The 14,928-nt window shown below is 67.8% G+C and carries 12 protein-coding genes; 2 read left to right on the forward strand and 10 right to left on the reverse strand.

Translation table 11 applies throughout. The features are described 5' to 3' along the window. The 9 genes from A4R25_RS18365 to A4R25_RS18405 all read right to left on the reverse strand — a co-directional run. The coding region (locus A4R25_RS18365) for a transposase (RefSeq protein ID WP_197494931.1) at positions 1-781 on the reverse strand (781 nt) is incomplete at its 3' end. A gap of 1,110 nt (positions 782-1,891) precedes the next feature. Continuing rightward, positions 1,892-2,500 (reverse strand): transposase, encoded by a 609-nt coding sequence (locus A4R25_RS18370; protein ID WP_120332276.1) that lies wholly within the window; start codon positions 2,498-2,500, stop codon positions 1,892-1,894. Beyond that, positions 2,479-2,943 carry a winged helix-turn-helix domain-containing protein gene (locus A4R25_RS18375; protein ID WP_225319901.1) on the reverse strand — a complete coding sequence of 155 codons (465 nt, stop codon included), beginning with the start codon at positions 2,941-2,943 and terminating at the stop codon, positions 2,479-2,481. The genes A4R25_RS18370 and A4R25_RS18375 overlap by 22 nt, the downstream gene beginning before the upstream one ends. A gap of 675 nt (positions 2,944-3,618) precedes the next feature. Then, the gene (locus A4R25_RS18380) at positions 3,619-4,500 is read right to left on the reverse strand and encodes a PfkB family carbohydrate kinase (RefSeq protein ID WP_051611164.1); all 882 of its coding nucleotides are present in this window, start codon (positions 4,498-4,500) and stop codon (positions 3,619-3,621) included. Beyond that, entirely contained in the window at positions 4,497-6,002 is a 1,506-nt protein-coding gene (locus A4R25_RS31860) for a helix-turn-helix transcriptional regulator (protein ID WP_046569661.1), read from the reverse strand. The genes A4R25_RS18380 and A4R25_RS31860 overlap by 4 nt, the downstream gene beginning before the upstream one ends. 629 nt (positions 6,003-6,631) lie before the next feature. After that, positions 6,632-7,945, reverse strand: coding sequence for a reverse transcriptase family protein (locus A4R25_RS18390; RefSeq protein ID WP_046569686.1), 1,314 nt, complete (start codon positions 7,943-7,945; stop codon positions 6,632-6,634). A gap of 319 nt (positions 7,946-8,264) precedes the next feature. Beyond that, positions 8,265-10,538 carry a hypothetical protein gene (locus A4R25_RS18395; RefSeq protein WP_157539117.1) on the reverse strand — a complete coding sequence of 758 codons (2,274 nt, stop codon included), beginning with the start codon at positions 10,536-10,538 and terminating at the stop codon, positions 8,265-8,267. After that, positions 10,535-11,233: an ABC transporter ATP-binding protein gene (locus tag A4R25_RS18400; protein WP_046569657.1), complete on the reverse strand. Its 699-nt coding sequence runs from the start codon at positions 11,231-11,233 to the stop codon at positions 10,535-10,537. Before A4R25_RS18400 ends, A4R25_RS18395 begins: the two co-directional genes overlap by 4 nt. Before the next feature lie 92 nt (positions 11,234-11,325). Beyond that, positions 11,326-11,712, reverse strand: a complete 387-nt coding sequence (locus A4R25_RS18405) for a peptidase inhibitor family I36 protein (RefSeq protein ID WP_082171164.1) — start codon at positions 11,710-11,712, stop codon at positions 11,326-11,328. 770 nt (positions 11,713-12,482) lie between these two features. Here A4R25_RS18405 and A4R25_RS18410 point away from each other — a divergent pair. Together A4R25_RS18410 and A4R25_RS18415 are read left to right on the forward strand one after the other, a co-directional pair. Next, on the forward strand, positions 12,483-13,052 hold the full coding sequence (locus tag A4R25_RS18410; RefSeq protein WP_047890474.1) for an RNA polymerase sigma factor: 570 nt from the start codon (positions 12,483-12,485) through the stop codon (positions 13,050-13,052). After that, complete coding sequence (locus tag A4R25_RS18415) at positions 13,049-13,894, forward strand: hypothetical protein (protein WP_047890475.1); 846 nt, start codon at positions 13,049-13,051, stop codon at positions 13,892-13,894. Before A4R25_RS18410 ends, A4R25_RS18415 begins: the two co-directional genes overlap by 4 nt. Positions 13,895-13,933: 39 nt before the next feature. Here the strand turns inward: A4R25_RS18415 and A4R25_RS31505 are convergent, their stop codons facing one another. Further along, positions 13,934-14,494 carry a hypothetical protein gene (locus tag A4R25_RS31505; protein ID WP_176722852.1) on the reverse strand — a complete coding sequence of 187 codons (561 nt, stop codon included), beginning with the start codon at positions 14,492-14,494 and terminating at the stop codon, positions 13,934-13,936. Positions 14,495-14,928 lie beyond the last annotated feature (434 nt).

The raw sequence follows: 14,928 nt of genomic DNA on the forward strand, positions 1-14,928 counted from the left end.
CCTGCTTGCGCAGGTCGCGGATGTGCGCGAGGAGCCCTTGGGTGCAGCCGGCCGAGTCGGTGCGGATCAGGATCGGGGTGCCGTGCCGGTGGGAGTCCGGGATCTGGGCCAGGGCGGCGTCGAGGACGGTGATGTGGTCGGCGGTGGTGTTCGACCCGGCCCGGCCCTCCCGCAGCAGGCCGGACAGGGCCTCGCGGGTGTTGTCCAGGAAGCAGAACAACGGGTGGTAGCCGAAGGTCTTCTTCCAGGTCGGGGTCGCTGATTCCTTGTCCGAGTGGCACAGCACGATCGAGGCGTCCAGATCGAGGACCAGGCCGGGGACCGGCTGGCCAGCCGCGGTTGTCTGCGGGAGCCCGCCGCGGGTCTCGGCCAGCTGGGCCCAGGCCAGCTGGCGAGCCCGTGCCCGAGCGTCACGCAACCGACCCAGTGCCTCACCGTCCACGCCGGACAGGAGTCGCCACGCCGTCGGGTCCGACGCGACCGGACCGAACAAGTCCGCCTGGTCACGCAGCACGGCCAGGTCCGAGATCGCTTCACCACCGTCGGCGAGCATCACCGCCAGGTCCACCGCGACCCGGCCCGGGTCGTGCTGGCCACGCCGCCGCCGCAGACCGGCGAGGGCGTCGCCGAACGCCTCGGTCAGCCCGGTCACCTCCGCGACATCAGCCAGGAGACGAGCGCCGGCATGGCCGACCACGCCACGCCCGTCGGCACTCACGATGATCTTCGGGCGCGCTCCGGTAGCCTTCACTCGGTAAGTGCCTTCCGTGCGGGCGATCATGGGCCTTCGACAAGCCAGATCATCCCAGATCGGGAGGCACTTCCTCATTTCTGATCATGAACCACAGGCGGCCTTACTGAACGGCCGAGGCTAACTGCTAGAAGGATCAACGGGACCAGTATCGGTGTAGGCACGGAAATGGCGTCGGGAATTTCATTCGCCGAAGCGGCAACCCATGTAACCGCTGCGGCGATTGCGGCTACCAGTAGCCCGGATAGGGTTAGGGCGTGTCGAGCCGTTCGCTTCGAAGGCAGAAACTTTATCTCAATGGCGAATCGCCACCAGGTTGCGAAGAAATTCCCTTCCGTTGATCTTTCTGTTCGGTGATGCGCCCAGACGCGTGCCTTGTCCGACGGTTCGGACTCGATGGGGTCAGTGTGATCGGCCAGGTTGAGCTCTTGGTCAATCTGCTGGGACGGGCAACGCCCCTGGTTCACTGCATAACCCCAATCGTGCAAGCGAACAAGCTTCACTTCCTTCCTGCGTGTTGGATCGGGTGCGGTCGCTGTGCATAAAGACTGACCGACATGGGTCGTAGGACGAGACTCCTAGGCCCATTGTCATGGTCTCAACGTGCATCGCAAGACCCGTCGCACATGGTGTGCGATGTTCCAGCTTGGAGGGACGGTTGACTAGCAGCCCTGAACCCGTGAGTCTGTTGACGGGCGCCCATTGGTAACGCGAAGTGTCTTAAATTTTCCTGGGAACTGTCAGCAGCGATAAAGAGTACCGGGCATGGGAGAAGGGGATATATATGCCAGCGAAGGGGTCTGTTGAAGCGGGCAATGGCGGCGTTCCGAAACGGCGTGAGTCCGATGGCGGCATCACCCCTCCGGCAGTTGCGTCTGGAGGTGCGAGTGGGAGCAGCGGGCCGCTAACCCGTGTAACCGTCAATTTTACTCAAAGGTCAATGTTGGCGCTCGATAGTGCCGTCCGGAAGTCGGGAGATACCAGAACGGACACCATCAACCGCGCAATTCAAGTATATGATCTAGTGCAAGATGTCCTAAAGCGCGGCGATGGCCGAAGCCTGCTGATCAAGTATCCGAATGGCGAATGCGAGCGCCTGCTAATGATGTGACTACAGAGGTTGAAAGGCCAAGGTTCGAGTTATCTCGGTGGCTCGGGTTCGAGGGTCATGCCGGTGCTGGCGAAGAAGCCGGCGAGGAGATCGGTCTGTTGCTGACACGCGCGTAGTCGACGTTTGACCAGTTGGGCGAGGTGGTCGACACCGCGGGCGGCGGTGTTGGTCAGGCCGCGTTTCATCCAGCGCCAGACGCCTTCGGTGGGGTTGAGGTCCGGAGCGTAGGCGGGTAACCGGATCACGGTCAGCCACGGCCGAGTGGCGATCAGGGCCTGCATGCGGCGGCTGACGTGGGTGTTCAGGTTGTCCCAGATCAGCACCATCGGTGCCTGTAGACGCTGGTGGGTCTGGTCGAGGAAGGCGATGTAGTCGTCCTCGCTGAAGCTACCGCGTTCGCCTGTACGACCACGGTGCAGCCGGGTTCGCCACATCAACCGTCCTCGCTGTCCGGGCTTGAGGCAGACCAGGCCGGCGATCGAGACCCGGCCGGAGCCCTTGCCGGATACCTCGACCACCGGCGTGTGCCCCCGCCGGGCCCACGTCTTGGCCACCGGCGGTCGCATGACCTGGCCTGCCTCGTCCTGGAAGCAGATCCAGGCGCCTTGCGCCGCCGCTAACCTCTTACCGACGGCCACCGCCCGCGATGCCAGCCGGTGATCGCTTCGGGATCGCGTTCGATCGCCCGACGAGTGGGAACCTGCTGGCTGTACCCGATGCGATGCAGCAGATAGGACACCCCGCGCAGCGTGTAGGAGACGCCGAAGCGGCGTTCGATCACCTCGGCCACCCGCGCGAGGGTCCAGCGGGCATCGTCCCAGCCGTGCGCGATCGGCCCTTCGTCGAGCATCCCGGCCAGCTGTTTCAGCTGCTCAACCGAGAGTTTGCAGTCCGAGCCTCCCGGCCCGGCCGACGCCAGAGCCTCCGTTCCGCCAGCAGTCCACTGCCGTCGCCACAGACGCACCGACTTCTCGGAAACCCGCAGCTCAGAAGCGATCTGCGCGGTCGGTACGGACTTCTCGAACATGGTCGCGGCCTGGATCCGGACCTTCTCACGCCGGACCCGGGCTGCCGCGTTCATGCCACCACCAGCCGGATACCTCATGCCTCCGACCTACCGCCCACATCGACCCAGATCACGCAGACACGCCGACGGACGTCAGCCTTTCAACCTCTGTAGCCGCTCGACTCTTAACGCATTCGGGCAGATGTTGGACTTGAATGGCACCAATTCTTCCCAAGGGTAGAGCAGGAGCAGTCACCGCCGGGTATAGAAAGTAGGCAGGGCTGACCATCTCGCGGCGGCGGCCATTGGCGACACGGCTGCTGGGGAAAGTCCATTCCGTCTGTCCGTTGTAGTCGTGGCCGCGCGCAGCGCTGCATTATCCTGCCTTGGAGGCCCTCTTGCCGGCGAGACCCCTTGCGGCATCGTTGTAAACCCCTGTGCTCGTAATCGACGGAGCGTCGCTCGTCGACTTTGCCGGCTTCGTCTACGAGTTCTCGCAGCTGCTCTGTCACGCAACCCGAGCGGAAGCCTCGATGCCTTCAGCGACATCCTCTTCGAGCAGGACCCTGGGAGGCTGGCCGTTCTGCTGACCGCAGTCGGTGTGCCAGGCATGCAGCTGCCAGAGGCCTTGTCGGATACGCACTCGAGTTCGAACCGATCGTCCCTCGCGATCTTGTGGAGACTCGGATCAGTGCGGGCGTCTGGCAACCATGAAGGCCAGCGATGTCACCGTCGTCCCGACCTAGTCGCCTAGCGTCTGTCGACCTGCACGAAGGTTGTTGCGGCGGCGACGCCTTTGGCGACTGCGTGGGGTAGCGGCACGTTGTGAGCGAGTCGTGCGGCGAGGGTGCCGAGGAAGGCGTCACCGGCCCCGCTGGTGTTGATGGCCTTGACGTGTGATGCGGGGACGAGTGCGGTGTGGTCGGCATCGCTGTAGGCGGCGCCGCGAGCGCCAGCGGTCACCACCACCGCTCGTGGGCCCAGCTTGCGGAGTTCCTGCGCTGCGATCGACGGATTGGCATGGTGGCGGCCCAGTATCGCTGCCGCTTCGGCCTCGTTCGAAACGAACAGGTCGAGTGGGGCCAGGGCGGTCAGACCGAGCGAGGGATGTGGCACGAGGTTGCCGATGAGCGTCTCTGCGTGGTGATGCCGGAAGACGGCGTCAACGGCATCGGGCTGGAGATCGAGCTGGGTTACCACGATCGGAGCTCGTAGCTGCTGAAGTGCGTTGCGCACATGCTCGCTGGCGAGCTCAGTCTCTGTGGAGTGTGCGAGGACGATGTAGTTCTCGCCGTCGGGGGTGATCTCGATGATCGCGGTACCGGTCGGAGCCGATGGCACGACTTGAAGGAAGGACATGTCGATGGCCGCGTTGGTGAGGGCTCGGCTCAGGGAGGCGCCCCATTCGTCGTCGCCGACGTTGGTGATCAGGCTGGCGCGGACGCCCGCTTGTCGTGCGGCCAAAGCCTGGTTGAGGCTCTTGCCGCCCGGTGTGGTCGTCGCGGGTGACGAGGCGAACGTCGTCCGGCCAGCGACGGGCCGTTGGGGGATCCGCACGGTGATGTCGATGTTGGCGCGGCCGACGAAGGCGACATGCGGCGTACGGACCTGATCGGGTAGTTGGTGACTCATCCGCTGGTGGCCAGCTGGTCGAGGAGCTGTCGCACTTCCGGCTGGCTGGAGAAGGGTTCGAGTCGCCGGGCCAGGGTGGTGACGTTTCGGCGGACCCGAACCGAGCCCGTCGTGGTAGCCGTGGTCAACGCTTCAGCCGCGACGGTGGCGGCCTGGCCTGGTTCCGAAGCCGCCAGGTAGGCGTGCGCCGTGCGGGAGAGGTACACGCCCCGTTCGCGTCGGTAGCGGTCGGGCCACGTGTTGACGGCGTTGGTGAAGCTGTCGATGGCCCGACGCGGTTGGTTGAGGCGGAGCCATCCCTCGCCCTCCTGCGCCGCAAGGTACGGCCGGGTGCAGAACGAACCGAGGGCACTGCTTCCCCCGCTCGGCGGCCTGGCGGTCGCCACGAGTGTGTGGGCACGCTCGACCGCGGCCTGGAAAGCGGAGGCGTCCTGCGCGATGGCGCTGCCGTGCGCCTGCTGGATGGCGGCGAAGGCGTGCAGGAGCGGGGGCGTGTCGGGCAGGCGGGAAGCGGCACGGGCCAGCCCGACGACACAGTCCTCGTCCCCGGTTCCCACCATCCGCTGTGCCTTACGGGTCAGGACGTACGCCCAGAACTCCTGATCGTCGGCTTCCTGCGCCATGCTTCCCGCGCGGTCCAGCCAGCGGTCGCCCGCGGCCCGGTCGCCGAGATCGTCGCTGAGCCAACCCGCGAACTCGCTCCACCGTGCCTCGGTGCTGAGAAGCCGGTTACGAAGCTGTCCACGTGTCTGCCGACGCAGGGCGGCGATCAGCGCGATCTGCTGTTCGACGGTCGACAGGATGGTGAGGCCACCCAGCAGGTCGTCCGCTTGTACGAGGAGCGCGCGAAGCTCCGCGAAGTGATCGACAACGGCAGGGTCGACGGACCGTGGGTGAGAAACGCCTGTGGTGGTGACAACCGGCACGGCGGTGAGGCCAGCGGCCAGTTCCAGCAGAGCCCTCCGGCTTACCCGCAATGACATCGCCTGCCCATCGGACATGACCGCAAGCGTAACCGCGTCACCATCGTGAAAGTCCGTCTCACCTGCCACCGCGGCACCGGCGACCCGCGCGAGTGGTGCCGTCAGGCCGTTCGGACCACCGGCCGTCAGATCCGTGGCGGCGAGGTCGCGCAACGACTCCCGTGCCGGATCCGTCACCGGGACACCGTGAGTGCCAGCCGGTAGTGAGCGGTCCTCGACTTCGCCCCACCGCATGCGTTGTGCCGCTTCGACTTTCTCCTGATCAAGCTGCTGCTTCAGGCGCCGATAGTCGTCGTAGTCGGCCAGCAACTCTCCACCAGCGGCTAGGGCCGCTTCACAGCGCTGCCAGAAGATCCGGTCCGGGCATTGCTGCCCGCGCTCGACGCCCGCGATCGTGGTCCGGGAAACCGGCACCCGCCTCGCCAATGCCAACTGGGTCAGCCCACGCACGTTGCGCCAGGCGGCAAGCCTTGCACCCAGTGCCCGCTTCGCATCGTCTACCCGCTGCGGATCGATCATGACGCCCGTCCCTTCACAACCCCGTACGGACACGACGGCTGCATTGACGCAAAGCGACGTTACCGTAACCGATCTCCGCCAGAACCGGCCAGCGCCTCAACAACCCCGGCGCCGACGTCCTTGTCCGCGCCGAGCAACGTCTATCGGCGGGCGACCCGAGACCCGACTCCGGACCTTCGATGATGTGCGCGGTGTGTGCTCGAGAGCGGATGCCACCGTGGGGCAACCGGTGCCACCGGATGCCACGGCGGGTCAACGGGCCGGGTCGCTGCCGGGGTCCGTGTGCTCGGGGTGTGGTCATCGGTCGGCCCTGACCAGGGCGACGACGTGGGTGAACGTGGGCCACTCCCTGCCACCCCGGGTGAACCGGCAGGCCGCTAGACTGGGCACTCGCGCCCTCGTAGCTCAGGGGATAGAGCATCGGTTTCCTAAGACGACGCTCTATCTGTACCCATAGCTGGATGACCTGCGGGTTTCTATTTTGTTTTCACATTGGTGGGTCGCACGCGCCCGTCGCTGTGCTCGCTTGCTGAAGATCAGCAGAACAGGTGTAAGTCCTGCTCAGGCCCTTGTTAGGTCGGTTCGACGCGTCCTTGCGGGATCCGGTGAAGTTGCCGTGCCGCGTCAGTTTACGGTGCCGCGAGAGCGTGGGCCAGCAGCGCGGCGAGTTTGGCTGCGCGTGCCGGGTGGTGATGACTGATCCAGGTAACTCGTCCGATGAGGTATTGAGCGAAGTCGGGGTGGCCGGTCCGGTTCTGCGCGGCGAGGCCGGTGCGGGCGGCGTTGTGGAGGATGGCGCGGAGCTGGTCGTATTCGTCGCGTGGTGTGGCGGGGTGTTGGTTGACGACGAGTCCAGCGAGGAGTTGCCGGTCCGCGCGCCCGCGGACGCGGGTCTTGGCTGGATGGACTTGGAAGCCCTCGTCGCGGGCGATGTCGGTGACGTCGGCGATCAGGTCGTCGATGCGGCGGGTGGTGAGGTCGCCGGAGAAGGCGAGGTCGTCGGCGTACCGGCTGTAGGTGATGGCGAAGGCGTCGGCGAGGCCGGTGAGGCGTCGGTCGAGTCGGTAGGCGCACAGGTTGGCCAGTGCGGGTGAGGTGGGCGCGCCTTGGGGCAGATGGCCGGTGCGGAGCGCGGCGAGCCGGGCCGCTCGGTGCGGCAGCTCGGTCGGTGCGCGGCGCAGGACTGGGTGCGGGGTGCGGTTGGTGCAGAGTCCGGTGAGGGTGTGGGCGACGGATTCGGGGTAGCCGGCGGTGCGGAACAGGCCGTGGACGCGGGTGGCGGGGATGTGGGTGAAGAAGGCGAGCAGGTCGATCCGGACGACGACCGGCTGTGCGGTGTGGATGCCGGCGAAGGTGTGCGCGGAGCGGCCGGGGACGAATCCGTGGGCGGCGGGGTGGACCGGGATGGGGCCGAGGACCTCGGTGAGGAGCCGGCGTTGCAGGGCGCGCAGCCGGGACTTCGGTGCCTCGATCAGCCGGCCGCCCGCGGTCCACCGGTAGTGGTAATGGTGCAGGCGGTGGGCGGTGGCGCGGCGGTTCATGGCGCGTCGGTCGGCGTACCAGTCGAGGTGCTCGATGCTCAGGTCGAGCATCGCGGCCAGGTCATCGACGGTGTCTATGACTGGGGTGTGCCAGGGGCGGCGGATGGTGCGGGTCGGTGTCACGGGTCGGGCGCGGATGGCGATCGGTCGCTGGTGCTGGCGGGCGGTGGCGACTGCCGCGCGCAGTGGGTCGACGTTGCTCAGGAACGTGGCCAGTTCGCGTGGCCGGTCGGTGGGTGGGCGCGGGTAGGCGACCAGCACCGCGTCGGCGACCGGCCACAGCCAGCGCCGTCGTACTCCGAGGACGAGCCCACCCTGGTCGATGAGATCGGCGCGGCGCCAGCTGTCGCCGGCGAGGAACGCGTCGGCGAGCGCGGTGGCGAGGGCGTGAATGGTGGTCACGATCGGGCCGGTGGTGGCAGCGCGTCCCGACGATGCCCGGTCGTGCGGGTGCACAGGCTCGCGGAGCGTGCCGACGCACCTGTGGTGTGGTGCCGAGGTGAGTAGTCCGTCCCCGGGGTTGCCCCGGAGAGACCATGACCGGACCCCACGTGGGGGGCCGGCCTGGTCAGCTCGGGACACGCTGCCATGGGAGCAGCGTAGGGAACGGAGACCGTCATCGGTGTCCGCAGTGTGTGGGGCGGCGAGGAATACCGATGAGAGAGGCGGCGCCCGATGAGCTGGCCTCAACCATGACGGTCTCCTGATCGGTGTGCGATTGCTATTCGTGGCGCAAGAGTGCGGGGGTGGGGCGGCCGGCGGACGTGGTGGCCAGGATGGTGATCAGGGTGCCGAGGACGACCCCGGCGGCGGCAAGAGTGAGCATGGGCCTGATGGTGTGGAGCAGGTCGGCGAAGCTCGCAGTGCGCAGTACGGCTGCTGCCGTCCCGGCGGTGAGGATGACGGCCGCGGCGGTGATGAGTTGACCGAGGATCAGACCACTGACTGACTCGGTGAGGTCCGCGGCCGTGAGGGTTCGCCGGGGCGCGCCGATCACCGCGAGGGGGACGTTCGCGCGTCGGGTGGCGATCCTGCGGTCGACGGTGGACATGGCGAAGGCGATGAAGCCCATGGCGGCAGTGATGAGCAGCCCGGCGGTGACGAGGACGATGACGGCGCCGGCGTCGAAGCCGGTCGGGATCTCGCGGTATCCCTGCACCACTGCGGTGGGGGCGAGGGCGGCGGTGACGGCGTACCAGTCCTCGAGCTTGCCCTGGTCGGCGGTGACCTTCGCGACGATGGTCCCCTGCCGGGGCGTCTCGGCGACGACGATGTCGGTGCCTTGCCCGAACGGTGAGGTGTTCAGCGGGGCGGTGTCGGCAGGAATCGTGAAGGCCGTGACCGCGGCATCTCCGTCGTCGGCTGGCCTCAGGGTGGTCCCGGGCGGTAGCTGGTCGGACCACTTCGCCCGGTACGCCTTTCCCGGTGTGCAGGTCCAGGTGGTGTCGAACAGCACGGCGAGGCTGGCGCAACTGCCCCGGACGACAGAGACCTGTTGCTGCTGCCCGGCGACCGTGGCGATGCCGCTGAGGCTCTCGTAGTAGGCGATATTGTCGGTGCCGACGACGGGAGTCAGCTTGTCGGCGAGGGCTTGGTCACCAGTCAGGATCGTCTGCGGCAACCACCCGGTGTCGGACACCTGCCGGGCGGTGTTCGCCGCCTGATAGGCGGCGGTGCCGATGGTGCCCACGCCACCGATGAACAGAGCGACCATCAGCGCGCCGACCAGACGCGAGGCCAGGTTGGGCGCCTGCAGGACGCGACGTGCGGCGAGGGTCACCCACACCGGTCGGGCGGTCCACCGCAGCAGAGGTGCCCAGAGGCGGGTGAGCAGCGCTGGAAGAACGAGCGGCAGGGTGAGCGCCACGCCCAGCATCCCGGCGGCGAGCAACGCCAGTGCTGGCATCGTCGTGTCACCGAGCCACATCGCCGCCAGCAGCGCCATGACCGATGCGATGAAGGCGAGCAGCCGCCACGCTCGAGGTGCCGGGGTCGCGGTTCTACGGCGGGTGGTCACCGGGCGCAGAACAGCAGGCGTTGCCCCTGCCACGGCCACTATGACCGCGAACACCGCGATTATCGCTCCGGCGGTGGCGGCTCGACCGGCGCCGACGTGCACGTCCGTGGCGTACCAGCGGAAACGGCCCAACGACCAGTCGGCGCTGATTGCCCGTAGCAGCGGGAACGCCGCATAGCCGAGTGCGACGCCGATGGTGGCGGCGACACCGGTCTCGACCGCGTTGACCGCCTGTGCCTGTCGCGCCGACGCCCCGAGTAGCCGGAGCGCGGCCAGCCGCTGCTCCCGCGCGGAGGCCGACAGCCCGGCGGCGGTGGACAGCAGTACCGCCAGTGGTGCGAGGAGGAAGAACGCGAACGCGAACGCGACCATCCGTCCGGGAGTGAGCAGTCGCTCCAGATCAGAAGTGCCTCGCTGCACCGCCAACCGCCGGTTGGCATCGGAATCGCCGAAGCCCACCACCGGAACGGCGTCCGCCGGCATTCGAGCCGCGTCCACACCCACGTACGCGATCAGCTCGTCCGGCGCGGTCAGGCCCGCAGCGCCGATCGTGCCGACCACCCGCTGCGGGAAGCGCTGCCGCGCGTGCGGGTTGGCGGCGATGAGCTCACGCAGCGCCGGGGAAACCACCACCTCGCCGGCGGCCGGCAATTGCCCGACTCCGGGCGGAACGGGAGCACCACCGCTGGCCCCACTGACATTCACCCGACGTAGCAGGCGACCGGCGACCGCGTCATCGATCGTCAGGACCCGCAACCCCTGATCTGCGCCGGGTTGCGTCACCGGGGTCCGGGAGATGACCCGCAGGTCCTGGGCGTCCACCACGGTCGGCACCGCGAGCGCGCCGAGGACCAGCACGATGCCGACCGCCGCCCCGGCGCCGAGCAGCACCGTGCGCACCAGCGCCCGGCGTCCACCGCGCACCGTCAGCCGCAGTCCCAACCACATCCATGGCAGATAGCGACCTACGGCACTCATCGCGCAGCCACCGTCTCCAGCACGCGGCCATCGCGCATGCGCACCACCCGGTCTGCTCGCTGCGCCACCTCCGCGGCGTGCGTCACCACGACCACGGCGGCATGTCGTTGCCTCGCCGCGGCGAACAAGCAGTCCAGGACCGCCTCACCGCTGGTGGAATCCAGCGCGCCAGTCGGCTCGTCGGCGAAAACCACCTGTGGCTCGTGCACCAGTGCCCGAGCCACCGCGGCCCGCTGCGCCTGCCCACCCGACACCGCGCCCGCCTGCCGCGACGCCAGGTCTCCGATACCTAACTCCTCGAGCAGATGCAGCGCCCGTCGGTGAGCCACCGCTGCCCGTACCCCGGTCATCCGCAGCGGCAACTCCACGTTCTCGCCGAGTGTCAACTCCGGCACCAGGTCACCGAACTGCAACACAAACCCGAAGGAGGTCAATCGAAGGCGGCTGCGCGCCGCGTCCGACTCGGCCGACAGCTCCCGCGACCCGAAGTACACCTCGCCGGCGTCGGGACGCAGCAGGCCCGACAGCACATGCAGCAGGGATGTCTTGCCGCAGCCGGAGGGACCGGTGATCGCCACCGTCTCGCCCTTCTCGACGGCGAACGAGAGATCGTCGAGCGCGACGGTCCGGCCGAAGCGCAGCCGGACGCCTCGACAGCCAGCGAGACCGGGAAACGTCGTACGAGGCACCTTCATAGATGAACCCTATAGCCCTTCTGCTGTGGAGTGTGGGTATGAATCGCCGAACGAGCGGCCGTCGAGAGACGGCCGCTCGTCGTACCGTCGAACTAGCAGCTCACCAGTGCGAAGCTTTCCGCCTCGTTGTCGAAGTTCGCGAACGTGCGCAGGTTGCTCACGGAGGTGTTCTTCGAGATGGTGATACGGGTGCCCGAGAAGCCGTCGTTGTCGTACAGCACCGCGCACTTGCTGGTGTTGTTGATAACCGAGCTGATCTCGTTGTCCCCGTTGAATCCGTTGATCTCGTACCGGTCATTCGAGATGGTGCCCGGGACGTAGTCCACGTACTTGCTGCCGGTGTATCCGAAGTCTTCCCACATGCAGATCCGGCCGCTGGAACAGGTTCCCGCGGCGTACGCCGGGACAGCGAACCCGGCCACACCGAGGACGATTCCTGTTGAGGTGGCGGCCAAGAGCCGCTTGACACGGTGCGACATGTCGCTCCTTCTGCTGTAAGTGGAGAGGGGCGTTGCCCGCCATCCACCTTCGACTAAAACCTATTTCTCGCGCCTCAGAGCGTGCCGAACGCTGCTGCAGTCAACATTCGGTAAGCCGAAAGGTGAGGTGCCCTTGACTCGGGTGGAGATTCGGGGCAGGGCTAGCGGCGAAGATTGGCGGTCTCGTGCCGGTCGAAGCCGATGCTGGGCACATGCCCAGGAGTCGCCATATGGTCGAGCCGATCAATGCGGCAACGTCTGCTCAACGTATCCCCCGTGGATGTAGCAGTGCCGAGGTCAATGAGTCTCACAGATCACGGCCATCGATTCAACCCTTTGTGATCGGCTGGTTGCAGCATGCGTTTTGCGTGTGCACGGCGCACCTCGTGACCATGCGCCTCAGCCTCCCGCGCGTGGGCCCAGGTGTCGCATGGAAGCCACCCTGTCGTGGAGCGCCACGCCGCTTGCAGCGGGCGGCGGCGTTCCAGCTCTTGGATCGCCGTTCGACAGGTGGTGGCAGGTGCGGCGAGCGGGACGGGCTGTCCCCGCCGTCGAACGTCGTCGCAAGCCACTCGGGGTGGACGGGATGCACGCGCCCAGCGGGCGGGGTTGACACGCTCGCCCGAACACCGTCAGATGCAAGGGCCTGGCCCTCACGAAGCGGCGATCCTGCCCCGCTCATCGCCGGGTGTGGTTTCCGCCTGCGGCCACTGGTGGGCGACCTGCAACAGAGCCGTCGTGGGCGGCCATAGTGTGTTGTGAGGCAACAAATGCGACCGTCGGACGAGGAGTTGTGGTCCTCGATCGCCGCCGGTGACGAGGTGGCGTTCGGTCGGCTCTTCGACCGGTATTCCCGTCCGGTCTACAACCACGCGTTCCGGCTGACCGGGTCGTGGTCGACGGCCGAGGACGTCACGCAGGCGACGTTCCTCGTCGCGTGGCGCCGCCGGCACGACGCGCGACTCGTGGACGGATCGGCGCTGCCGTGGTTGCTGGTCGTCGCCACGAACGCGGTCCGCTCGGAGTGGCGGTCGGCGCGCCGGTGGCTTGCGCTGATTCGGCGTCTACCGGGAGAGCGGTACGCCGATGGTGACCTCGCCGAGGACGTCTCTGCGCGGCTCGACGACGAACGGCGGATGACCGAGGTCCTCGCGGTGGTCCGCCGGTTGCCGCCGGCCGAGCGGGAGGCGGTGGCGTTGTGCCTGTGGTCCGGTGTGTCGTACCCGGACGCGGCGGCCGTCTTGGGCATCAGCGAGGTGGCGGTGCGGTCGAGGGTCAGTCGTGCGCGCAGCCGCCTGGCCCGTTTGATGCCGCAGGAGATCCAGGAGGGGAAACGGTGAACGACATTCTCGACCTGCCCGCGGAGCGGGACCTGCCTCCGGGAGCGGCGCTCGCGATGCGGGCCCGGCTCCTCGGCGTCGCGAGCCCGCCTCCCGCACGTACGCCACGACTGAGGATCGCCGTGGCTGTGGCGGCGCTGCTGACCGTGGCGTCCGGGGCCGCGGCGGTGGCGTGGGACCGGCCGGACCGCTCGACCGCACAGGTGCTGGCGATGGGGCCCGGGGAGCTGTCGCCAACGCTGCAGAAAGCGGCCGAGCGGTGCCTGCAGTGGAGTTCCCCGCAACGACAGACCCGGCAAAGTCCGGGTGAGCAACCCGTCCCGGTGTCCCTGGCCGACCTCGCGGTGGCTACCGAGCGAGGTGACCGCGCGCTGGTGTTGTTCATGAACGACGTCGGCTACACCACGTGTGACGTGGAGTGGGCGGGAACGCCCCGGGAGTCCGGCGGGGGCGCCACTGAGCCGTGGCCGCACGGTGACCTGCTGCCCGGGCCGGTGCAGCGGCTGCTGCTGACCTCCACCGAGTTCGACGGCGGGGACGTCAGCGTCAGCGGCCGGGTCAGCAGCCGCGTCCACCGGCTCGTCCTCGATCACGGCGACGGCCACACCACCACAGCACGACTTTCCGATGGCACGTTCGGCCTCATGACCAGCGACGCAAGACTCAAGGCCGGCAACGACCCTGAACTGGTCAGCTACGACTCCGGAGGGATCGAGATCGACAGGCGCCCGCTGTTCCAGGCCGAGGACCAACTCGAGCACTGCTACACGGGCCCGGACGGGAAGCCGATCTACGGCAAACCGACCAGCGACTGCCGTCCCGCCGAGACGTGGGGGCGTTAGCCATGATTGGAGGCTGACCGCTGCCCGGGGCGTGGGTCGTCACTCACGGGTCAGCCCCGCCGGCAGCGCGTCCTCGCCGGGTCGGACCTGGCGGGAATTGGCCACCGGGTCACGGTCCAGGGTGTGAATCAGTGGTGCCGGGCCGCCGACGCAGGTCCAGGTGTCGTCCCACAGCGCGGAGACCAGCCATGACCGGTCGGCGGGGAAGAACAGATCGGGTAGAACGCCGTGAGCGTGGCGGATATGACCACCAGTGCGCCAGGTGAGGGCTTGCTCGAGGCCGGCCTCGACCAGCACGTACGGCCAGCTCCAGTAGAGGAACACCCTCGGGGCGTCGGGGAAGACGACGTCGTGGGCGCCGGTGTCGAGGTAGGCCAGCCACCACGGCTGGTCGGCGGTGTGCATGGTGAGGTCCTCGACCAGGGCCTGCTCGTAGGCGGCGGCGGTGACGTCATCGGCCTGGTACGTGGTGGCGTAGGCGTCAAAGACCGGCGGGATGGCGGTGGTGATCGAAACGCCGGCAGTGGTGTGCCCGGCGATCCAGCCCACGTCGGCGGCGGCGCCGATGCGCCAACTCCGCCCGTCCTTGCTGACCTGCACACCGCCATTCAAGCCGCTGCAGCGACGGTTGGCGTAGGAATCAGGCCAGTCAAGGAACGGCGGCCCGCCCGTTATGGGCAGTCACGCCGTACGCCTTCCCCGCGCTCGATCGATCCCCGGCTCTCGCACATCCTGTCCGAGGCGCCGGCCAGCGACGGCGGGAGGCTGGGTCGCCGTGCCCGCGGGGCCGGGGTGGGGATGGCTGTGTGTGTTCCGCCGTGATCGTGGCTGAGCTTCGAGGTGCCACCCGCTCCCGCCTCGCGGACGCGTTGGTTGAACGGGCACGGCCCCGGTGGCCGTAGAACCGATGCCTGGGGCGGTGGGTATGGCTGCGTGTGTTTCGCCGAGATTGCTTGGCTGACGGTAGGAGATGCCACCCGCCGCTTCATCGTCTGCGAGATTCGGTAGACCGCTGATGGAGATCCGCGACCTGC

The organism is Micromonospora sp. NBRC 110037, from assembly GCF_001652995.1.
Taxonomy (GTDB): Bacteria; Actinomycetota; Actinomycetes; order Mycobacteriales; family Micromonosporaceae; genus Micromonospora; species Micromonospora chalcea.